Source organism: Streptomyces sp. NPDC015220 (assembly GCF_043079345.1).
In the GTDB taxonomy this organism is placed as follows: domain Bacteria; phylum Actinomycetota; class Actinomycetes; order Streptomycetales; family Streptomycetaceae; genus Streptomyces.
Genome location: NZ_JBIBUK010000004.1, coordinates 338,451 through 358,622 on the forward strand (window position 1 = coordinate 338,451; position 20,172 = coordinate 358,622).

General features: G+C 73.5%; 15 protein-coding genes. 8 read left to right on the forward strand and 7 right to left on the reverse strand.

The genetic code is table 11. The features are described from left to right. Window positions 1–569: 569 nt before the first annotated feature. The 3 genes from ACF061_RS13000 to ACF061_RS13010 form a co-directional block, all read right to left on the reverse strand. Window positions 570–2,033, reverse strand: coding sequence for an MFS transporter (locus ACF061_RS13000; protein ID WP_392266905.1), 1,464 nt, complete (start codon window positions 2,031–2,033; stop codon window positions 570–572). A 341-nt stretch (window positions 2,034–2,374) separates the two neighbouring features. After that, complete coding sequence (locus tag ACF061_RS13005) at window positions 2,375–3,184, reverse strand: Ada metal-binding domain-containing protein (RefSeq protein ID WP_392266906.1); 810 nt, start codon at window positions 3,182–3,184, stop codon at window positions 2,375–2,377. After that, window positions 3,181–3,768, reverse strand: a complete 588-nt coding sequence (locus ACF061_RS13010) for an RNA polymerase sigma factor (RefSeq protein ID WP_392266907.1) — start codon at window positions 3,766–3,768, stop codon at window positions 3,181–3,183. Before ACF061_RS13010 ends, ACF061_RS13005 begins: the two co-directional genes overlap by 4 nt. Before the next feature lie 155 nt (window positions 3,769–3,923). On the opposite strand from ACF061_RS13010, the gene ACF061_RS13015 reads away from it, so the two are divergent. After that, the gene (locus tag ACF061_RS13015) at window positions 3,924–4,142 is read left to right on the forward strand and encodes a hypothetical protein (RefSeq protein ID WP_392266908.1); all 219 of its coding nucleotides are present in this window, start codon (window positions 3,924–3,926) and stop codon (window positions 4,140–4,142) included. A 40-nt stretch (window positions 4,143–4,182) separates the two neighbouring features. Here the strand turns inward: ACF061_RS13015 and ACF061_RS13020 are convergent, their stop codons facing one another. After that, window positions 4,183–4,584: a hypothetical protein gene (locus ACF061_RS13020; RefSeq protein ID WP_392266909.1), complete on the reverse strand. Its 402-nt coding sequence runs from the start codon at window positions 4,582–4,584 to the stop codon at window positions 4,183–4,185. Between the two features lie 549 nt (window positions 4,585–5,133). Here ACF061_RS13020 and ACF061_RS13025 point away from each other — a divergent pair. The 5 genes from ACF061_RS13025 (at window position 5,134) to ACF061_RS13045 (ending at window position 11,003) form a co-directional block, all read left to right on the forward strand. Further along, a complete protein-coding gene (locus tag ACF061_RS13025) occupies window positions 5,134–5,934 on the forward strand; it encodes a GNAT family N-acetyltransferase (RefSeq protein WP_392266910.1) in 801 nt (266 codons plus the stop codon). 179 nt (window positions 5,935–6,113) lie between these two features. Continuing rightward, window positions 6,114–6,584 carry a hypothetical protein gene (locus ACF061_RS13030; protein ID WP_392266911.1) on the forward strand — a complete coding sequence of 157 codons (471 nt, stop codon included), beginning with the start codon at window positions 6,114–6,116 and terminating at the stop codon, window positions 6,582–6,584. 480 nt (window positions 6,585–7,064) lie between these two features. Beyond that, window positions 7,065–8,759 (forward strand): serine/threonine-protein kinase, encoded by a 1,695-nt coding sequence (locus tag ACF061_RS13035; protein WP_392266912.1) that lies wholly within the window; start codon window positions 7,065–7,067, stop codon window positions 8,757–8,759. Window positions 8,760–9,021: 262 nt separating this feature from the next. Then, complete coding sequence (locus ACF061_RS13040) at window positions 9,022–10,071, forward strand: LysR family transcriptional regulator (RefSeq protein ID WP_392266913.1); 1,050 nt, start codon at window positions 9,022–9,024, stop codon at window positions 10,069–10,071. Then, window positions 10,068–11,003 carry a serine hydrolase gene (locus tag ACF061_RS13045; RefSeq protein ID WP_392266914.1) on the forward strand — a complete coding sequence of 312 codons (936 nt, stop codon included), beginning with the start codon at window positions 10,068–10,070 and terminating at the stop codon, window positions 11,001–11,003. The genes ACF061_RS13040 and ACF061_RS13045 overlap by 4 nt, the downstream gene beginning before the upstream one ends. A gap of 343 nt (window positions 11,004–11,346) precedes the next feature. On the opposite strand, the gene htpG is transcribed toward ACF061_RS13045, so the two are convergent. Next, entirely contained in the window at window positions 11,347–13,245 is a 1,899-nt protein-coding gene (gene htpG / locus ACF061_RS13050) for a molecular chaperone HtpG (protein ID WP_392266915.1), read from the reverse strand. A 260-nt stretch (window positions 13,246–13,505) separates the two neighbouring features. Here htpG and ACF061_RS13055 point away from each other — a divergent pair, with 260 nt between their 5' ends. Beyond that, window positions 13,506–14,390 carry a class I SAM-dependent methyltransferase gene (locus ACF061_RS13055; RefSeq protein ID WP_392266916.1) on the forward strand — a complete coding sequence of 295 codons (885 nt, stop codon included), beginning with the start codon at window positions 13,506–13,508 and terminating at the stop codon, window positions 14,388–14,390. Between the two features lie 137 nt (window positions 14,391–14,527). Then, window positions 14,528–15,172, forward strand: a complete 645-nt coding sequence (locus tag ACF061_RS13060; protein ID WP_392266917.1) for a dihydrofolate reductase family protein — start codon at window positions 14,528–14,530, stop codon at window positions 15,170–15,172. Between the two features lie 196 nt (window positions 15,173–15,368). On the opposite strand, the gene ACF061_RS13065 is transcribed toward ACF061_RS13060, so the two are convergent. Together ACF061_RS13065 and ACF061_RS13070 are read right to left on the reverse strand one after the other, a co-directional pair. Further along, a complete protein-coding gene (locus tag ACF061_RS13065; RefSeq protein ID WP_392266918.1) occupies window positions 15,369–16,598 on the reverse strand; it encodes an SUKH-4 family immunity protein in 1,230 nt (409 codons plus the stop codon). A 367-nt stretch (window positions 16,599–16,965) separates the two neighbouring features. Next, complete coding sequence (locus tag ACF061_RS13070; protein WP_392266919.1) at window positions 16,966–19,674, reverse strand: M4 family metallopeptidase; 2,709 nt, start codon at window positions 19,672–19,674, stop codon at window positions 16,966–16,968. Between the last annotated feature and the right edge of the window lie 498 nt (window positions 19,675–20,172).

Genomic DNA, 20,172 nt, shown 5'->3' on the forward strand with positions numbered 1-20,172 from the left:
TGGTGACGTGGGTCGGCGGTTGGCCGTCTCGTTCGACGGTCGACCGGCCCTCTCGATCGGGCGGTCGTGGTCAGCGATCCGTTCGTGCGGGCCGGACGGTGTCCTCCCCGTCGAACCGCCGGGCCGTCACGGTACCGCGACGGCGATCCCACCGACCGCTTCGACCTCGACGGCGTCTTCCGGGGTTTCCACTGGAGCCCTGGAGCCGGGCTCACCGAACACACTGGGCCGCGGCCGTACCGCCGCCAACCGGTGGAAGCACCGGCAACAGACACGGATCGCCGGAGTCGGCCTCGCATACGTCCGGCTCGCCACCTGAGGTAGCCGAAACGGTCCGGCGGCCCTGGACCGCCGGACCGCCGGACCGCTACGAGAGATCAAGACCCGAAGGTGATGACGTAGACCGGGCTGTTGGAGCTGCCCTCGTTGTGCACCACCGGACAGGACGTCTTCTGCTTGGTGTCCTTGGTCTTGACCTGGATTCCGCAGAAGGGCGCGCTGTCGACTGTTGCGAGGGGGCGCCTGCGCAGGGCCGCGACGGGCCCCGGTCCGTCGCGCTCGCCGGTTTCTCACGCGTCCTTGCCGGCAGCCGGACGGCGCACGCCCGTGAAGGCGACCACGCCCGCGGCCACCACCACGGCGGCGAGGACGAGCAACGCCGACCGCACCCCGTCGGCGAGTTCCTGGGCGGCCACGCCCGCGCCGCCGTGCGTGCCGACGTCGCGCGAGGCCAGGGGCACCAGGACGGCCACGCCCAGGGCGATCCCCAGCTGGAACGACGTCTGTCGCACCCCGGCGGCCAGGCCCTGCTCCTGCGGGGCGACGCCGCTGGTCGCCGCGAGGGTGGAGGTCACGGTGCCCGCCATGAACGCCATGCCCATGGGCAGCAGGACCACGGCGAAGACCGTCAGGTTCGCCGTGGGAGAGACCTGGCCGGCCACCAGCGCCACGAAGAGGCCGGACAGCAGCGTCGCGGCGGTGATCGAGGCGCGCAGCCCGTAGCGGGTGATGAGGCGTCCGATGACGAATCCGAAAGCGATGTTCAGCACGCCCACCGGCGCCACGAACAGACCGGCCTTCACCGGTGAGAAGTCCCGCACGTCCTGGAGGTACATGGTGGTCAGCAGGTAGGCGGTGCCCGAACTGATCCCGGAGCACAGGGACACGACGTTGGCCGCCCTCAGGGTCCGGGAGCGGAACAGGGAGAGCTTGACGAGAGGCTCGTCGTGCCGGTTCTCGTACCAGAGGAAGGCCGCGAAGAGCACCACGCCGATCGCCGGCAGCAGCAGGAACTCCCCCGACGTCCAGCCGGCCTGCGCGCCGCGCGTCGGCGCGGCCACGAGCACGGACACGCTCGCCGTGATCAGCACGGCGCCCACTACGTCGATGCGGTGCGGCAGACGGTCCACCGGCCTGATGAACCGGGGGATGAGCACCGCCCCGAGGACGCCGACCGGCACGGTGGCGAAGAAGACGCCCTTCCAGCCCCAGGCGCTCACCAGAAGACCGCTGCAGACCAGGCCGCTGATGAACCCGAGCACGGTGGCGATGCCGAACTTGCTCATCGCCTTCACGCGTTGCGGCCCCTCGGGGACGAGCGTCGTCAGCAGCGACAGCGCGGTGGGCGCGATGATGGCGGCCGACAGCCCCTGGAGGGCGCGGAACGCCACCAGTTCGGTGGCGCTCCGGGCGAGACCGCACAGCAGCGATGTCAGCGCGAACCCGAGCATCCCGACGATGAGGACGCGGCGGCGTCCGAGCAGGTCGCCGACGCGGCCGCACAGGATCAGGGCACCGCCGAAGGCGGTGTTGTACGCGGCGACGACCGCCTGCACGCCCTCCGGGGAGAACCCCAGGTCCCGCTGGATGTGGGGGATCGCCACCGCCACGATCGACGAGTCCAGCATGATCATGAACTGGGCGGCCAGGATCAGGGCCAGACCGAATCCCAGTTTCCCGGATACGGGTCCGGCCTGTGTGCCGGTGCCCGCCTCGGGAGCAGCGCCCACACGCCCCCCGGACCGTACGTTCATGTGGCGTCCTTCCCATCCGCTCGCGGACGCGCGCCTCGCGTGCGCCTCGGGTGGGGAACACCGGCCGGTCCGGGCCGGTTGCACGGCCGCCCGCGTTCCGGGCGCGACGACCTCGAGTCGTGGACGAGTCGTGCCCTTCCCAGCGGGACGCGGAGCGGGTTGGCGCCCAGCGCCCTGCCGACGGCGCGCGCCGTCTCGGGGCGGTCGAGTGCGGCGGCGAGAGCGCGCCGTAGGCCGCGGTGCTGCCGTAGGGCGCGATCCCGCTCAGCGCGCCGACGGCCCGGCGAGTTTCGTGAGCGCCGGACGCGGGGCCCGGCACGCCGGGTCGGCCGGGAGGCGGCTCACACCGTGAGGGGACGGCAACTGCGGCAGGCGCGGTAGCCGGCCCGGTGGGCCTCCCCGGCGGTGCGGAACGGACGCTGGTGGGGCGGGGTGATCCGGCGGGCGTGCGCGCACGTCGGATGGCAGTAGACGCGGGTGGTGTCACTGCCCAGGAAGACGGCGCCCCGGGCGGCGAGCTCCTCCAGACGCACCGGATCGATGCCCTCCGCGGCACGCAGCGCCGCCCCGCAGTCCTCCGGCAGGTCCGCGTCGCACGGCGTGCCGTCGTCGTGCGTCACCCGGTGGGAGGGGATGAGGACCTGCACCGGGTTGCGCGCGAGGGCGGCGAGCACCGTCCCGGCCTCGGCCGCCGGGGCCTCCCGGGCCACCCAGCCGAGCGGGCGCAGCTGACCGCTGGGGATCGAGCGCACGGCCGTGAGCACCGCCCGCTCCACCGGATCGAGCCCCGCGAGGTCGACGGGAAGGCGGTGTGCGCGGCCCGTGCGCAGCGCGGTGCGCACCCCGCGCAGCGGCGTCACCGCGCGCACCGCGGTGCGCCGGGTGCGCCGCCAGTGCCGTGCCTCGAACTCGTCGGCGCCGCCCGCGAGCCGTGCCAGTAGGGCCCCGGTCACCGCGGTCGGGCTGTGGGCCACGTACAGCGGTCCGGCGGGCGTGTCCAGGCTCACCCAGGTGTCGTACCGTTCCTCCGGGATGCCCACGCGCCGCAGGACGCGCAGAGCGAAGTCCGCGGGCGGCGGGTCGGCGAGCCCGGCGAGAGCGGCCTCGATGTCGTACGGAGCGCTCTCGCGGCCGTCGTGTTCCGCGGTCACCGCTGCACCCCCTCCCGTGGCGGGTCGTTGTTCTCCAGGATCTGCCGCAGCGTCCCGATGCCGCGCGAGACCTGGGCCTTCACCGTGCCCACCGGGCAGCCCTGGGCCTGGGCGATCTCGCTGTAGCTCAGCCCGAGCACGTGGCGCAGCACGATCGCCACCCGCGGGCTCTCCGGCAGCGCCGACAGCGCGGTGACCAGCCGGCCCCGGTCCTCCGCCACCGCCGCCAGTTCCTCCGGCCCCGGGCTGGTGTCGTGCCACGACTCGCGGGAGTCCTCCACGGCGCCCACCGAGGTGGGCCGGCGCACGCCGGTGCGGACGTGGTTGCGCCATACGTTCGTCGCGATCGTCAGCAGCCAGGCTCTGAGGCGTAACTCGCGGCGGCGTGCGGCACCGTAGCCGCGCAGCGCCGAGTAGGCCCGCAGGAACGTCTCCTGCGCCAGGTCCTCCGCCTCCGTGGCGGATCCGGAGACCCGTAGCAGGAACGCGCGGATCGCCGGGGCGTGGACCCGTACCAGCTCCGTGAAGCCGTCATCCAGGTCCACCGCCAGTCGCTCGGTCAGCTGCTCGGCAATCTCGTCCATCACCCACCTGGAACACCGACGGACGGCCACGGGTTGCGCGCGGGGCGGCCCGAGTTCGGCAGCGACTTCGCGCGTGCCCCGCGACGGCGCCCTTCCTGTTCTCCCCGCAGTTCACCACCTCAGTGCCCCGCCCGGGGCCGGCGAAGGAGAACACGATGACCGAATCGGACGCCGTACTCACCAAGTCCCGCGAATACCTTCTGGGCCCGCTGCGGTTCATAAACGTGCTGAGCCGCTTCGAGCTGGGCATCTTCGACGCGCTGCGGCAGGAGTCCGGCGCGGGCATGACCGCGGAACGGGTCGCGCAGGAGACCGGACTGCGGCTGGTGGCCCAGGTGACCGGAACCGACGGCCCCTGCGCCGGCCCGGGATGACCGCACGCCACCGGGCGCCGGGCGACGGCGGGTCGGGCGCTCAGCCGCGCCGTCCGGCCCGCTGCACGGCGGCGGTCACGGCGGCGACCGCGGAAGTGCCCGCGAGGCTTCCCAGCATGACCAGTCCCACGCCGACGACGAAGAGGCCGCTCGCGTCGTCCGACCAGTCGTAGAACGCGGCGCCGGTCAGGCCGGCCGTGGGGCCGAGCACGGCGGCGACGACGTGGCGCCGGGACGCCGCCCAGCACACCGCCACCAGCAGGGTCAGGATCAGCCCGGCCACCTGCCACGCCTCGTACGGGCCGGTCGTCGAACCGTCGGGGTGCACGTCACGCCGCTGGTCCCAGCCCAGCCAGGCGGCCCAGGCCGCCGCCGACACGGCGGCCGCCACGAGCGTCCACAGCAGTTGTCGCGGGAGGGTTCTCCGTATTCCTTCGCGCATGGACCGAGCGTCGCGGTTGGTCCGGGCACCGACCAGAGCGCACATACTCAGTTGTCACCCGAGTACGTCCGCGGGGCTCGGCACGGCGGCCCGGGCCCGGGCCGCGCAGGCTCCCGGCCGATGTACGCCGTCGCACCGGCCGACCGGTGCGCGCCGTCACCGCCGATCGGCTGATCCACGCCGTCACCGCCGGTCCGCTGCGGCTTACCGGCCGGACCGGCGTAAAGAGGAGCGCTCTGCCGGGCGGGCCGTGGAAGATGGTCCGCCGGGTGCAGGACGCACCCGCGGCGGAACGATCGGAGCCGGCACCGTGATCCGTCCCGTCGGGCTCGTGACGGCGGTCGCCCCCCGCGACCGCCGCGCCGCCGAGGCCGGCCGCCTGTTCCGTCCCGGGCCGCCGGACACCGCCACGACCGGGCGACGCCCCGCCGGGCGCGCCGGCGGGGCCGGGCACGCCGGGGCCCGAGGCGGTGCGAACCCCCGGACCGGCGCCGTTCGTTGACACCGCGAACCGTCCGCACACTCGACTGCGAGGAGTAGGAGCTCTCCATGACAGGTCTCGCCGAATCGATCGAATCGATGGAACAGCTCGCCACGGTCTGGCGTGCCATGGTCCTGGACCGGGAACCGGACGCGGATGTGCGCGACCTGCCCGGCCTCGCCGTGCGCTGGGCCGACTGCCGGTTCGCGTTCTGGAACTGCGTCACGCTGACCGAGGTGGGAGCGGACGCGGCGCTCGTGCGGCGGCGTCTGAACCAGGCGGCGGACATCATGCGCGCGAAGAAGCACCCGGGCTTCCTCTGGCTCTTCGAGGACCTGCTCGACGCCGGGGCCCGCGCGGAGCTCGCGGAGGCGGCCGAACGCGCCGGCCTCCAGCACGCCTTCCCCGGCACCGGCATGGCCGGGGACCTGCTCCCCGTCCCCGACCCGGTCCATCCCGACCTGACGTTCGCGCGCGTGCGCACCGACGAACAGCTGCGGGCCTACGCGGACATCAACTCGCGCGCCTACGGCTTCCCCCTGGAGGACGGCCGCGACGGGCTCGTCGGCTCCGCGCTGTGGAAGAACGACGTGCACGCCTATCTGGGCCTGCGGGACGGTGTCCCGGTGACCTGCGCCGCGACCGTGGAAGCGGAGGGGCGGCTCTTCGTCGTCCTCGTCGCCACGCTCCCCGAGTGGGAGCGCAGGGGCTACGGGGAGGCGGTGACCCGCAAGGCGCTGCACGAAGGCGCCCGGGCCACCGGACTGACCCGCGCCGCCCTGCACGCGACCGTCGCCGGAGCACCCGTGTACCCGCGTATCGGCTTCGAGCCGAACTCACCGATGCGCTTCTACAGTCTGAAGAGCTGATCCGGAAACGGCGCCCGCCGGCCGACCGGGGAAGGCGCGCGTCCTCGGCGGCGGGTCCAGCTCCCGGGCAAGGCGGCCGGAGAGCGTCACGGGTCCGGGCGGGCGCTGGACCGCCCCGCGCACGAGGAACGTCGGCGGAACGTTAGCGGGACGCCAGCGGCGGGCTGAAGACTTCCGCCATGAGCACCGCGTCCCTGCCCGAACGGGGCGGGGACGCACGTCCGGAGGAGAGAGTCATGCTGGTCCGCAAGTTCAAGGCAGCCGTGATCGCGGCCGCCGCCCTCGCGAGTGTCGCGGCGGTGGCCACGCCGGCCGAGGCGAGCAACTGCTCGCGCGGAGGCGGTGTCTACATCTGCGAGTACGAGGTGACCAGCTACAAGCTCCCCAACGGTACGAAGCAGGAGTTCGTCGTCGGCACCGACCGTGCGGTGTGGACCCGCTGGACCGACTCCGACGGGGACTGGTCGGGCTGGATGTCCATGGGAGGGAAGGCGTACAGCAAGGCGTACGCCTACGACTACGACACCAGCGACCGCTGGAGCTTCAGGTTGTTCTACTACGACCAGAGCGGGGAGTACTGGGGCCGTAACCGTGACCACGACGGCAACTGGGATTCGTGGGCGCACTACGACACCCCGATCAACGGCTGATCACCGCGTGCCCGGCCGTACGGCCCCATCGCCCCGGCCGGGGCTCCCCGGCGCCCCTGAGCCGGCGCCGGGGGGCACCGGCCGTGCTAGTGCGGCAACAGGCAACGTTCGCCCCGTCGCGACGCCCGGCACGCCTCCCCCGAGCTCTTCGAGCAGGGGGAACCCCACTCGCCGCACCGGCCGAAAGCCCAAGTACGCCCAGTACGAGGACTTCCGGCTGGCACTCCCCCGAGCTCTTCGAGCAGGGGGGACCCCCAGAGAGCACGCACCGGGCGCCGCTCCTTGACGGGCGAACGTTGCCTGCCGCGGCACTGTCAGGCGCCGCCCGGCGGCCGCGCCCGCGGCCCGAGCCGCCGACCCCCGCGCCCCGACCCCCGACCCCCGACCCCCGCGCCCCGGGATCCTGGAACCGCTTGCGGCCCGGGACGGATCTGGCAGCCTGATCGCGGGGGCCAGTGGCGGCGGAGGGGGCAGAGGGACATGGTCGGGGCCGGAGACGTGGTGGGAGGTCGGTACCGCCTTCAGACCCCGCTGGGGAGCGGCGGGTTCGGTACCGCGTGGCGTGCGTACGACCTGCGCATCGAGCGGGTGGTCGTGGTCAAGACCGGTGCGGCCGAGAGCGCGGAGGCGGTGCGCCGCTTCGTGCGGGAGGCCCACCTCGCCGGAGCCCTCACGCACCCGAACGTCGCCGTCGTCCACGACGTGGGGGAATTCACGGACGGCGGACGGACGGTCGTCTACCTGGTGATGGAGTACGTGGCGGGTACGGACCTGGCCGGTGTGCTGGCGCGTGGCCTGCCCGGTTTCGCGGAGAGCGTCGGCTGGGCCCGGCAGATCTGCGCGGCGCTGGCCGCGGCGCACGACGCGGGCATCGTGCACCGGGACATCAAGCCGGCGAACGTCATGGTGACCGAGGCGGGCGTGGTGAAGGTGCTCGACTTCGGCATCGCGATCCGGCGGGACGGGGGAACGGCCCTCACCGCCGCGGGGTCCGTGGTCGGTTCGCTGCCGTACATGGCCCCCGAACGCTGGCGGGGCACGGGCGTGGACGGGCGGGCGGACCTCTACGCACTCGGATGCGTCCTGGTCGAACTGTGGACCGGCAGACCCGCCTTCAGCGGTGAGGACCCGGTCGAGCTGCTGACCCGGCACGTGTCCGCCGCACCACCTGTGCCGAGCGTGCTGCGGCCCGGACTGCCGCCCGCGGCCGATCGACTCGTCGCCGACCTGCTGGCCAAGGACCCCGCCGACCGGCCGGCGGATGCCAGGGAGGCCGAGCGGCGGCTGGCGGAACTCGTGGGACCCGGCTCCACCAGCCTCGTGGGACCCGGCTCCACAAGCGCGGCCCCGGCCTCGCGCATCCCGACGGAGACCGGGCCGCGGCACGGCCACGGGCCGGGCGCCGAGAGCGGCGCTGTCACCGACGACAGGGCGCAGGCGCGCGACCATCTGGCCCGGTTCGCGGAGCTGGTTCAGGAACGACCCTACGCGCGGGATGCCGAGAGACGGCTCCGGGCGTTCGCCGCGGACACCGCCCGACGGCTCGGGCCACGGGACCCGTTGACCGTGGCGGCGGAGCTGCTGCACCTGGGGTACGTGGTCCGCCGCGGCCACGGGGATCCCGGACCGGTGTTGCCACGGCTGGCGGCCGTTCTCCAGCGGGCCGCGCCGGCCGGCCTGGGGCCACTGGACCCCGCGGTGCTGTACGCGCGCATCGACCAGGCGTACGGCGGGCTCCGGGAGTTCCGACGCGGCCGCGAGCGCCACCGCGAGGGTACGGCGGCGCAGCGGGCGCGCCGCGATGCCCTGGCGCCACTGCTGCCCGATCTGATGCGGGGTCTGCCCCCGGGCGACCCACGGCGGCAGGAGGTGTGCGCCGCCGTCGCCGAGGACTCCTACGCGTTGAAGGACTACGCGCGGGCCGCCCTGCTGTGGGACGACCTGCTCCCGCCTCCGCGTGCGCTGTCCGCGCCTCCCACGGCGAAGTACCGGGAGGCCCTGCTGCGGCACGTGCGTGCGGCCGGTGAGGGCGGCCGTCCGGAACGGGCCCTGGACCTCCTCGCGGAACTGTCCGGATTCCGTCCAGTGGAGTCCGGCTACACGGATCTCTTCTGGGAAGAGGTCGGGCGCCTCCGAAGCCGCTACGAGCGGTCGGCCAGGGAGCGCGGCGCCTGACCGCCTCGGTCCGACCCCACCGACGACGGGCTGCTCCTCGCTCGAAGCCGGCACCGCCCCGGCGGACGGGCCCCGGCCGCCGCCCCTTGAAGGCTGTGGCAGCGTGCCGCCGGTCGCTGCCGTGCTCAGAGGCCGACCGGCGTGCTCAGGGGCCGACCGGCGTACTCAAGGGCCGCCTATCGTGCTCAGTCACGGGCGTCAGCCGCTCGAGAAGCCGAAGGGGCACTTTGAAGCGGTCATAACTTATTGATATGACTGCCGGATGGATCTCCTCGCGCATCTGGAGGCATACGCGGCCGCCGTCGACGAGGCGAGCTTCTCGCGCGCCGCCGACCGGCTCGGAATCGCCCAGCCGCTGCTCAGCCGGCGCGTCAAGACGCTGGAGGCGCACCTCGGCGGACTCCTGTTCGACCGTTCGAGGCGGCAGGTCGAGGTCACCGAGCTCGGTGTGCTGCTCCTGCCGTACGCCCGGGACGTGCTGGACCGGGCCGAGCGGCTGCGGCACGTCGCGCGGTCGGCCCAGCGGTCGGCGGTGCGTGCCGTGGGCGTGCCCGCGGACTGCGCTCCCGCGGCGCTGGCGCGCGTCATCCGCGCCGGCGCGGAGCGCGGCATCACCCTCAAAGTGCGCGAACTGCCGCCCGGGGAGCGGGAGTCCGGCCTGGCCGACGGATCGCTGGCGTACGCGCTGGTTCGGGTGCAGCCGGAGGACGCGTCGCTGCGCGTACCGATCGGCCTGGCCTCAGCGCCGCCGGCCGGCGCACCCGAGGGGACGGCCGCGGCGTCGGACGGGGCGGCCGCTGCCGCGGTGGCACCGGCTTCGCACGGCGCCCGGACCAAGTCCCGTCCGCGTGCGGTCCACCTGGAGGAACTTCGGCCACGACGCCGGCAGGGCCCGCTCCGTACGCGGCCGTCCGCGCTCCCCGTACTGGTCCTGCCGGAGGACCAGGTGCCGTACGCGCGGGACCGGCTCGGCCGCGCGGCCGCGCGCGCCGGACTTCCCGAAGCCCTGTTCCGGCCGGCCGGCCCGGTGGCGACCGCGCTCGCCGAGACACTGGCCGGACGGGTGACACTGCTGTGCACCGAGCCGTTCGCGAGAATGCACGGGGCCGGATGGGCGCCGTTGAACGACGCTTCCCTGCACCGGGGTTACGTCCCGCGCGCGAGCCCTGGCCGGTCCGGCTCGGCGGATGTGCCGGGCTGGCTCGCCGCACTGCTCGTGGCCGGGGTGGGCGCCGCGCCGACCGCACCGGCCACGGCACGGTCGTACAGGTCCGGCGAGGACGCCGTGTCCCGACTGGCGGCGCGCGGATGAGCGCCGGCCCGCCGTACCGCCCGGCCTGCGTCGCCGGCAGCGGCGCCCTGCTCGAAGTAGCCGAGTCGATCGCCGCCGACTGGGCGGACGTGGGGCTGCGCGGTTCGTTCCTCGCCCGCGACATCGACACCGGCGAGCAACTCGGCTTCGACGTCGACGAGCCGCTGCCCCTCGCCTCCGTGGCGAAGGTCCCGCTGGCCCTCGTCGTGCTGGACCGGATCGCGGCCGGCGAACTCGACGCCGCCCGGCCGGTGACGGTTGACCCTGCCACGAGCAGCGTCGGGCCCACCGGTCTCGCCGCGTTCCGGCACCCGGCGACCGCGGCCGTCGGCGACCTGCTGCTCCTCATGCTCTCCGTGAGCGACAACGCCGCCGCCGACGCGTTGTTCGGTCTGGTCCCCGTGGCGGAGGTCGATGCCCGCCTGCGGGAGTGGGAATGCGGGGACCTGCGCCTACGGCACCGGATGAACCGGATGTACGAATGTGCCGCCGGAGCGGTCGGCGACGACTTCTCCCTGGCTCTGGAACTGGCCGTCCGGGACGACCGGGCCGGGCGGCACACCATCGAGACGCTCGATCCCGCGCACGCCAACGCCGGAACCGCCACGGCCCTGGTCGACCTGCTGCAACGGGTGTGGCGGGACGAGGTCGCGCGGCCGGCGGCGACGGCGGAGCTGCGCCGGTTGATGGGCATGCAGGTGTTCACGCACCGGCTCGCCGGCGAACTGCGGGCGGACACGCTCCGGCTGAGCGGCAAGACCGGCACGTTCCTGCATCTGCGGCACGAGATCGGCGTGGTGGAGGCCGACTCCGGCGACCGGGTGGCGATGGCCGCGCTCACCCGCGGCGACCGCCGGGCCGGCCTGGCACCCGACCTCGACCTCGCCATCGGGATCGCCGCACGTCAGGCGTTCGAAGCCCTGCGCCGCTGAGGCGAGGGACGCCCCCTGGCCCCTCCTGGACGCACGGCACACGGCACTCGGCGCACACACCTGGCCGCGTGGGGGCGTGGGGGCATGGGTGCCCGGCCCGGGTGTGCCGGGACGGCCGGGATCGGACACGGCGGCGGACTGTGCACCTTCGGCGGCGTCCCTGGCCCGGGTGCGCCGGGGTGGCCGGGATCAGGCACGGCGGCGGCCGGTGCACCTTCGGCGGACGGTACGTCCCGCCGGGGGCGTACGCCGCCGTCACCGGATCCCCCTGGTTGCGCGGGGACCCGGGTGACGGCGGCGACGGTGGCGCTGGCGGTGGCGGTGCTGGCGGTGATCTACGCGGCTAGAGCGTGCGTTCCAGCCGGTCGGCCGCCAGCTTCACGAACCGGCCGGGATCCTTGGGCTGTCCGCCTTCGGCGAGCAGCGCGAGGCCGTGCAGGAGTTCGGCGGCCTCGGCGAGTTCCGTGTGGTCGCCCTGGCGCGCGTGGGCCTGCCGGATGCCCTTGACGAGCTGGTGGTCGGGATTGAGTTCGAGGATGCGCTTGGTCTGCGGCACCTCCCGGCCCATCGCCCGGTACATGTTCTCCAGTGCCGGGGTGAGGTCCTCGGCGTCGGAGACGACGCAGGCCGGCGAGACGGTGAGACGGGAGGAGAGGCGGACCTCCTTGACCTCCTCGGCCAGGTGCTCCGTCATCCAGCCGAGCAGCCCGGCGTACTCCTCTCCGTGCTTCTCCTTCTCGGCGTCCTTCTCCGCGTCCTGGTCGCCGTCGAGGTCGATCTCGCCCTTGGTGACCGACCGGAGCCGCTTGCCCTGGTACTCGCCCACCGTGTCGACCCACACCTCGTCGACCGGGTCGGTCAGCAGCAGGACCTCGACACCCTTGGCCCGGAACGCCTCCATGTGCGGGGAGTTCTCGATGCTCTGCCGGGACTGGCCGGTGATGTAGTAGATGTCCTCCTGGCCGTCCTTCATCCTCTCCGCGTACGCCTCGAGCGTGGTCGGCTCCTCGGCGTCATGGGTGGTGGCGAAGGACGCGGCGGCGAGGAGGGCGTCACGGTTGTCGAAGTCGGTGACCAGGCCCTCCTTCAGCACCGCGCCGAACTCCCGCCAGAACGTGCGGTAGCGGTCCGGGGCCGCCGAGCGCATGTCCTTGACGGTGGAGAGGAGCTTCTTCGTCAGCCGGCGCTGCATCAGGCGGATCTGGCGGTCCTGTTGCAGGATCTCGCGGGACACGTTGAGCGAGAGGTCCTGTGCGTCGACGACGCCCTTGACGAAGCGGAGGTAGGGCGGGAGCAGTTCCTCGCAGTCGTCCATGATGAAGACGCGCTTGACGAAGAGCTGGAGGCCGCGCCGGTGACCCTGGGTGAACAGGTCGTGCGGAGCGTGGGAGGGCACGAAGAGCAGCGCCTGGTACTCGAAGGTGCCCTCGGCCTGGAGACGGACGGTCTCCAGCGGATCGCGCCAGTCGTGGCTGATGTGCTTGTACAGCTCGTGGTAGTCCTCGTCGGACACCTCCTCCCGCGGGCGCGCCCACAGGGCCTTCATGGAGTTCAGCGTCTCGGGCTCGGGAGTGTCCTCGCCGTCGGGCGCGCCGGTGACGAGGCGGACCGGCCAGGTGATGAAGTCCGAGTACCGCTTGACGATCTCCTTGATCTTCCAGGCGGAGGTGTAGTCGTGCAGCTGGTTCTCGGAGTCCGCGGGCTTGAGGTGGAGGGTGACGGAGGTGCCCTGCGGGGCCTCGTCGGCGCTGTCCAGGGTGTACGTTCCCTCACCGCGCGAGGTCCAGCGGGTGCCCTGGGCCTCGCCGGCGCGCCGGGTGATGAGGGTGACCTCGTCGGCGACCATGAAGCTCGAGTAGAAACCGACGCCGAACTGGCCGATCAGCCCGTCGGCCCCGGCGCCCTCCTGCGCCTCGCGCAGTTCCTTGAGGAAGGTCGCCGTGCCGGAGTTGGCGATGGTGCCGATGAGCCGGGTGACCTCCTCGTAGGACATTCCGATGCCGTTGTCCCGCACGGTGAGGGTGCGGGCGTCGGGGTCCGCCTCGATCTCGATGTGCAGGTCGGACGTGTCGGCGTCGAGCGTGTCGTCCCGCAGGGCCTCCAGACGTAGCTTGTCCAGCGCGTCGGAGGCGTTGGAGACGAGTTCCCTCAGGAAGACGTCCTTGTTCGAGTAGACCGAGTGGATCATCAGCTGGAGGAGCTGACGTGCTTCAACCTGGAACTCAAACGTTTCGGTCGGCATGGTTCGCGAGTACCTCACAGGTGCACTGTCGCCTGGACTGGTGAGGCCACCACTTTAGTGCGGGGACGCGCTCGGCGGGGCCGCCCGGCCCAGCTCGGCTCAGCGGGGCGGGGCGGCACGGTCCGGCGGGACAGCAGGCGAACGGCCGCCGGGCCGGGGAGCGGAAGCACGGATTCGTTGCCGAATCACTATCAGCTGATACTTCCGTTATTCATTATCTTATGATATGATGTCAGAAAAAGCCCGTACCATCTGCGTCCATGGAGAACAACGGACACCCGAGCCAGACGGCTCTCATGGCGGCCGCGGCACGCGCGGCGCATCTTCTCGTCGACGACAGCCCTTCGATCTTCGCCGATCCCCTCGCGCGGACCTTCCTGGGACAGCGTGCCGAGGAACTCCTCTCGTACCACCGGTCCTACGGCGCCCACCCGGTCCTGGCCGGTGCGCGGACCTCGGCCGTCACCCGCAGCCGCTACACCGAGGACCGGCTGGCCGCGCTGGCCGACGAGGGCGTGGACCAGTACGTCATCCTCGGCGCCGGGCTGGACTCCTTCGCCTACCGGTCCGCACTGGCCGACCGTGTCAGGGTGTTCGAGGTCGACCTGCCCGCGACCCAGGAGTGGAAGCGGGGGCTGCTGACAGCGACGCGGACCGAGGTGCCGCCGTCCGCGGTCTTCGTCCCGTTCGACTTCGAGCATCAGTCGCCCCGCTCGCTGACCGGCCGCCTCGTGCGGGCCGGTTTCGATCCGGGCCGGCCCGCCCTGGTCAGCTGGCTCGGGGTGACCATGTACCTCACCCGGGAGGCGATCGGCCGGACGCTCGCCGTGATCGGCGGCTTCCCGCCCGGCACCGAACTCGTCGTGGAGCACCTGCTCCCCGACGAGCTGCGGGACGAGGCGGGGCAGGCGTACGCCGAGTCGGTCATGGCGGCCGCGGCCGAGCGCGGCGAGCCCTGGCGGACGTTCCTGAGCGTCGAGGAGATGGACGTCCTCCTGCGTGCGCACCGGCTGGACCCGGTCGAGTACGTCAAGCAGCGCGAGACCGTCGAGCCGGCGGGGTGGGAACGCACCGACGCCCTCCGCCCGTTCGCGCTGTCCGTCCTCGCCCGCGCCGTCGTCCCCTCCCCCGCGGCGGAAGCCTGACCGGCCCGGTCCGACCACCCGGGCCGGGTACGGGGGCCGGACACCGGCTCGCTCCGGCCGGTGTCGGAACCGGCGATGAGTTCTCCCGGCCCGGGCGGTCTCATCATGGTCAGCGATCATCGCGCAGGAGGAGACACATGGACCAGTTGCTGAAAGTCCAGAACTTCAACGTCTCGAGCGACGGGTTCGGGGCCGGTGAGGGCCAGAGCCTGGAGCGGCCGTTCGGCCACGCCGATCCCGAGAAGCTGTTCTCCTGGGCCGGCGCCACGGCCAGCTGGCCCCGGCGCACCGACCCCGGAGGCAGCCGGGGTCTGGACGACTACTTCACCCGGGACTACGCCCGCAACATCGGCGCCGAGATCATGGGCCGCAACAAGTTCGGCCCCCAGCGCGGGCCCTGGCAGGACCTCGAGTGGCAGGGCTGGTGGGACGACGAGCCCCCGTTCCGCACCCCGGTGTTCGTCATGACCCACCACTGGCGTCCTTCCTTCACGCTCTCCGACACCACGTTCCACTTCGTCGACGGCGACCCGGCCACGGTCCTCGGGCAGGCGCGGGAGGCGGCGCGGGGGAAGGACGTCCGTCTCGGCGGCGGGGCCACCACCATCAGGCAGTTCCTCGACGCCGATCTCGTCGACACCCTGCACGTGACGGTCGCGCCGGTGAGGCTCGGGTCCGGAGTACGGCTGTGGGAGTCGCCCGACGAACTGCTCGACCGGTTCCACCTCGAGGTCGTGCCGAGCCCCAGCGGCGTGACCCACCACCTGTTCTGGCGGAGGTGACACCAGGGCCCGCCGGTCTCCCCGGCCCCGGAGCCGGCCGGGACCGGGTCCGGGGCCAGGCCCCCGGGTCCGGGTCCGGGTCCGGGTCCGGGGCGAGGACCGGGTCCGGGTCCGGGTCCGGGGCGAGGACCGGGTCCGGGTCCGGGTCCGGGGCGAGGACCGGGTCCGGGTCCGGGGCCAGGGCCACGGAGAGACGTCAGAGCACGCCGCCCGCCTCGTCGTGGAAGACCTCCGGCCAGTACCGGTAGTCGTCCGGGCCGACGGCGGGGCGGCAGGCCACCGGGTCGACCGAGGCCAGCACCTCGATCATGGTGTCGGCGAGCTGGTGGTAGAAGTCCCGGGTGAAGCCGTGCTCCTTGTCGAGGACCTGTTCCCGCTGGTGCAGCCAGAGCGTGAAGGCGAGGGTGGACAGGTCGGCGTTGACCGGGACGACGTGGTCGGCACCGGTCTGCGTGTAGAACAGGGCACCGGTCCGGCCGTCGATCAGGACGTCGAAGTCGTGGACCAGGCCGCCGAGCACGACCAGGTGCTCGGCGTCCGGCGGCAGTCGCTCGCCGCCGTCCCACGGATGGGCCTGCCGGGGGTCGCTCCGCGACCCGGCCCGGTCGTCCGCAAGGGTGGACAGCGGCTCCGGAACCGGGCCGTAGAACATGAACCCGTCGCCGGGCAGGCCCACTTCGGTCAGGAACCGGCGGGTCGGCTCGTGGCCGAGGGCCGGCGGCAGCTGGTCGTCCGTGAGCCGCACCATCTCCTCGGCCCCGAACTCGCCCTCCAACAGGCCTCCCGGCAGATCCAGGGTCAGCCCCCGGCCGGGCCCGGCGATCAGGCCGAGTGGGCGTATCACCGCCGCGATCCGCCAGTACGCCGGCAGCGGATGCGTCCAGCCGGAGCGCGGACCGCACGGTCCCCAGCCGTCCTCCTCCCACGCTTCCTCGGCGAACACCACGGTCAGCAGTCGCTCCGCCTCCCGGACCGCCTCGGGACCCGTCCGACCGGCCAGCGCGGCGAAGGTGCCGCGCAGGGCCCGGAAGTCGTCCACCGCGGTGAGGAGGCGGGTCAGCGCCCCGACCGACGGGGCCAGCGGGAACAGCTCGGCGCCGCCCGGTGACTTCGCGTAGAGCCACATGCTGAACACCCGGCCGGTGACGCCGTCGAGGACGACCTCCTCGCCCTCCTCGTCCCCCTCCACGATCAGGTGGCCGATCAACAGCAGTCCGGCGAGGTCGGGATCGAGCTGCGCCGGGTCGCCGCCCAGCGCGGCCAGATGTTCCCGGACCGTCGGCGGCGACGGCCGGGTCAGCGGGCGGAAGCTCACCAGGCCGTGCCCGTCCAGCCGCTCGCCCGCGGCGAGGGCGCGACGGGTCGGCTGGTGGACGACCGACGGATGTGGTGCGTGCGCCGGCATGACGACGCTGGTCGCGGACATGGTTCCCCCGTGTGCTGTGCCGAGTTCGAACGTGCTCCCCACCATAGGACCCGGCACTGACACTCGGCGCCCGGTGGCCCCACCTCGCGAGCGGCCCGCCGGACCTGCTGGTGCGGCTGGAGCAACTGGTGCGGCCGGTGCGACCGGCGGTGCGACCGGTCCCGCCGGGCCGCCCGGCCGGCGGCGGTCACGGCCCGTTCGGAGGGGCGGCGACGGTCCTACGGTCGCCGCCGACTCCGACTCCGACTCCGACGCCGAAGCCGAGACCGGAGTCGGCCCCGACGCCGACGCGAACCGGCCGCCGTGCCTGGTCCCCGGGCGCCCGGAGAGCGGGCACGGCCGGGATCGGGGCCGCCGCACCGGTCCGTCAGCCGCAGCGGCCCGTGGGCCGGGCCCGGGTCACCACGTCGGTCCTGCCGGTCGTCGAGTCCAGCCACACCACCTGGCTGCCGCCCACCGCGGCGGCCCCGGTCTGCCCGCCCCGGTTGCAGGAGACCCGCCCCCGGCGCGCGCCGGGCTCTCCCGGTGTGCCGCCCGCCGCGTACTGGTAGAGCTTGGGGATCGTCGCGTTGCTGATCTCGGCGCCGGGGACGTAGGCGCCGACCGTCACGGAGTCCTCGGAGGCCGTGAGGTCGTACGCGTACAGGGACTCCGGTCCGCTCGGCGGGGTGAGGTCCACCACCTCGGAGCCGTCGAGCGCGGCCCGGCGCAGCGTGGTCTTCCCGTCCTCCGCCTCCCCGGCGAGGAGCCAGAAGACGTGCGTGCCGTTGACGGCCGTCGGCCCGAGGGAGGTGGCGCCGTCGGACTGCTGGACCTCCCGGTCCTCGCCGGTCGCGACGTCGACGACGCGGGTGCTCCACTCGTACTTCGCGGTCAGACCCACCCTCCGCATGTCCTGGTAGGCGACCTTGCCGTGGCTCACCGAGGACCCGTGCGACCGGTGGTAGGTGCCGCCGCCGATGGACACCACGTTCGCCGGGTCCTTCAGGCTGAGGTACACGACACCGCCGCGTCCGCCGACGTTCAGGTAGTCGAACGCCACGACGTCCCCGTCGACGCCGGTCGCACTGCCCGCGCTGCGGCCGTGCCACAGCGTGCGGACGGGGCCGCCCGCGAGCGATCTGGCCAGGATGTCGACGCCGCCCGGCCCCTGCGCCTGCCACACCACCGTCTTGCCGTCGGTGGCCGGCCTGACGTGGTAGCGGCCGTCATTGGGGCTGATGAGCTTCGGCAGGCCCTTGCCGTCGGCGCGTCCCGCCCAAACCGAGTACGGCTCCGTGCCGTCCTCGTTCGACTTGGACGCCGCCCACCAGCCGCCGCCCGCGCCGAGGTTCGTGGTCGTGGTGTTGATCCGGTCGAAGAGGAGTTCGGAGTCGCTGCCCAGGGCGAGTTCCCAGCCGGGGACGATGCCGTGGGCGGTGAAGGCCCGCTTCAGCTTCTTCTGGCCGGCCGTGTCGACGCCGAGGTCCTTGGCGGCGGCGAGCATCGCGTCACGGCCCTCGGTGAAGCCGTCGAGCGGGGTGAGGTACTGGGTCAGCGCCCGGTAGACGACGCGGTCGGCGAGGTCGGCGCCCAGTTCCGTGCGGGTGTCCCACAGGGCGCCGCCGAAGATGGTCGAGTTGAGGTGGACGCCGCCGCTGTCGTTGAGGAAGTCGATCCCGAGGAACGAACCCGTCGTGGTGCGGCCGTCGTTGAGGTCGCGCACCGCGCACTCACGGGGGCCCTTCGTCCGGCACAGCCCCTCGCCCAGGAGCCCGGCGTCCGGGTCGTCCGCCGCGGTGCCCTTCACGGCCGCCTCGATGGTGTTGCCGAAGTAGTCGGCGATGGCCTCGTTCATGGCGCCGGACTGACCGGCGTAGACCAGGTTCGCCGAGTGCTGGATCACACCGTGCGTCATCTCGTGCCCGACGACGTCCAGGCTCGCGGAGAACGGCAGGTACTCGGCGTCGCCGCCGCCGTAGACCATCTTCGCGCCGTCCCAGAAGGCGTTGAGGTACGGCTGCCCGTACTGGGTGACGCCCAGCAGGGAGTTGATGCTCATGCCGTGGCCGTCGAGGCTGTCGCGGCCGTGCTCGGCACGGAAGTAGTCGTAGACCTGCGCGGCGGCCCAGTGCGCGTCGACGGCGCCGGCCTCGGTGGCGTCGGCGCCGAACGCGGGGGTCGGCGAGCCGAACTCCCGGATGCCGTCGGGCCACTGTCCGGACGCGTCGTCGACCTGTGTGCCGCGGGCGTCCCAGGTGGCCAGGACCCGGTCGTCCCACTCCGGTGCGGGGATCCGGGAGCGGTCGCGCAGCACGTACTGGGCGCTGTTGCCGTCGTACTCCACCTCGAGCGGGACGGTCGTTCCGTCGAGCCGGACACCGGCGCCCCGCTCGACGGCCGGGACCGGTTCGCGGGCCGGTGCCGCCGCCGTACGCGGCCCGGTCGCCGTACGCGGCCCGGTCGCCGTACGCGGCCCGGTCGCCGTTCGGGGGGCGGTCGCCGTTCGGGGGGCGCCGAACGTCTGGAGGCCGCTGTACTGGAGGACGGGATAGCCGGCGTGGGCGTCGATGTAGACCTCGCGCCGCACGGGTTCGCCGCCGGCCGTCCCGGCGCCCTCCACCGTGACGTGCCGGGTGAGGACGCCGGAGCCGCGGGGCAGGACGACCAGTCCGTGGTCGGTGCCCTTGAGCTGCCGCTCCGGCGTGTCGGCGACGTCCGGGCGCCCGGCCCAGTGGCGGTCGTCGAGGTCGGTGAGGACGGCGTCCACGGCCCGCTCGACGGCGAGCGCCGCGCCGATGTCGTCCGTCGTGCCGGTGCGCAGCCCGGTGAAGTACTTGCCGGAGGTGCCGGTGACGGTCCGCCGGCCGTCCCGGTTCTCCATGCGGACGATGTACTGGCCGCCCAGGACGGGCACGCCCCGGAGCCGTTGCTGGAGCCGGACGGTCTCCTCGCCGTTCCCGGTGGTGGTCCCGGCGGGCACCAGGTCGTGCCGGGCGTCCGGGATGCGGTACCTGTCTCGGCGCTGGTCCAGGTAGGCGCGGGCCGCGTCCGCCGCCGTGCCCCCGGCCGGGGCCTGCTCGTGGATGCCGCGCACCAGGGCCGGTGTTCGCGTGTCCTGCCCGGCCGTCAGGTCCGCCGGTCCGGGCGGTGGCGCCGTCGCCGCACCGGCCGGTACCGCCGGGACGAGGAGTGCGGCGGCGCCCAGCAGCGCCGCCGCACCCGATAACCCGCCGAACCGCGCCCTCGCTCCGGCTCCACGACCGGTTCTGCTTCTTCCAGGGTGACGCACGGTCTCCCCACTCCCCTCGTCGGCGGTGCCGACGGCCGAGCGCCGTCCGGCACGGCGCCATCGAAGCGGCCGGGCCCCCGCTCATCAACGGGTGGCCACCCGGCGACGGCGACTTCCGGCCGGGTCCGCCGGGGACGGCCGGGGCGGCGGGGACCGGGGAGGCGGCCGGTGAGCTGGGGTGGCCCTGGGGCGGCGGCCCTGGGACGGGGCGGGCGGACGGCGGACCGGCCGTCCCGGCATTCGTCCGAATGCCGTGCGGAGGACTCCGCGTCGTGCGGCGCCCTCCACCGGGCCCACCGACCG

What these genes read in the sequence shown, in the direction of transcription:
- ACF061_RS13000 (WP_392266905.1), bottom strand. Translation starts at nt 2,033, where the DNA reads ATGAACGTACGGTCCGGGGGGCGTGTGGGCGCTGCTCCCGAGGCGGGC.
- ACF061_RS13010 (WP_392266907.1), bottom strand. Translation starts at nt 3,768, where the DNA reads ATGGACGAGATTGCCGAGCAGCTGACCGAGCGACTGGCGGTGGACCTG.
- ACF061_RS13015 (WP_392266908.1), top strand. Translation starts at nt 3,924, where the DNA reads ATGACCGAATCGGACGCCGTACTCACCAAGTCCCGCGAATACCTTCTG.
- ACF061_RS13020 (WP_392266909.1), bottom strand. Translation starts at nt 4,584, where the DNA reads ATGCGCGAAGGAATACGGAGAACCCTCCCGCGACAACTGCTGTGGACG.
- ACF061_RS13025 (WP_392266910.1), top strand. Translation starts at nt 5,134, where the DNA reads ATGACAGGTCTCGCCGAATCGATCGAATCGATGGAACAGCTCGCCACG.
- ACF061_RS13030 (WP_392266911.1), top strand. Translation starts at nt 6,114, where the DNA reads ATGAGCACCGCGTCCCTGCCCGAACGGGGCGGGGACGCACGTCCGGAG.
- ACF061_RS13035 (WP_392266912.1), top strand. Translation starts at nt 7,065, where the DNA reads ATGGTCGGGGCCGGAGACGTGGTGGGAGGTCGGTACCGCCTTCAGACC.
- ACF061_RS13040 (WP_392266913.1), top strand. Translation starts at nt 9,022, where the DNA reads ATGGATCTCCTCGCGCATCTGGAGGCATACGCGGCCGCCGTCGACGAG.
- ACF061_RS13045 (WP_392266914.1), top strand. Translation starts at nt 10,068, where the DNA reads ATGAGCGCCGGCCCGCCGTACCGCCCGGCCTGCGTCGCCGGCAGCGGC.
- htpG (WP_392266915.1), bottom strand. Translation starts at nt 13,245, where the DNA reads ATGCCGACCGAAACGTTTGAGTTCCAGGTTGAAGCACGTCAGCTCCTC.
- ACF061_RS13055 (WP_392266916.1), top strand. Translation starts at nt 13,506, where the DNA reads ATGGAGAACAACGGACACCCGAGCCAGACGGCTCTCATGGCGGCCGCG.
- ACF061_RS13060 (WP_392266917.1), top strand. Translation starts at nt 14,528, where the DNA reads ATGGACCAGTTGCTGAAAGTCCAGAACTTCAACGTCTCGAGCGACGGG.
- ACF061_RS13065 (WP_392266918.1), bottom strand. Translation starts at nt 16,598, where the DNA reads ATGTCCGCGACCAGCGTCGTCATGCCGGCGCACGCACCACATCCGTCG.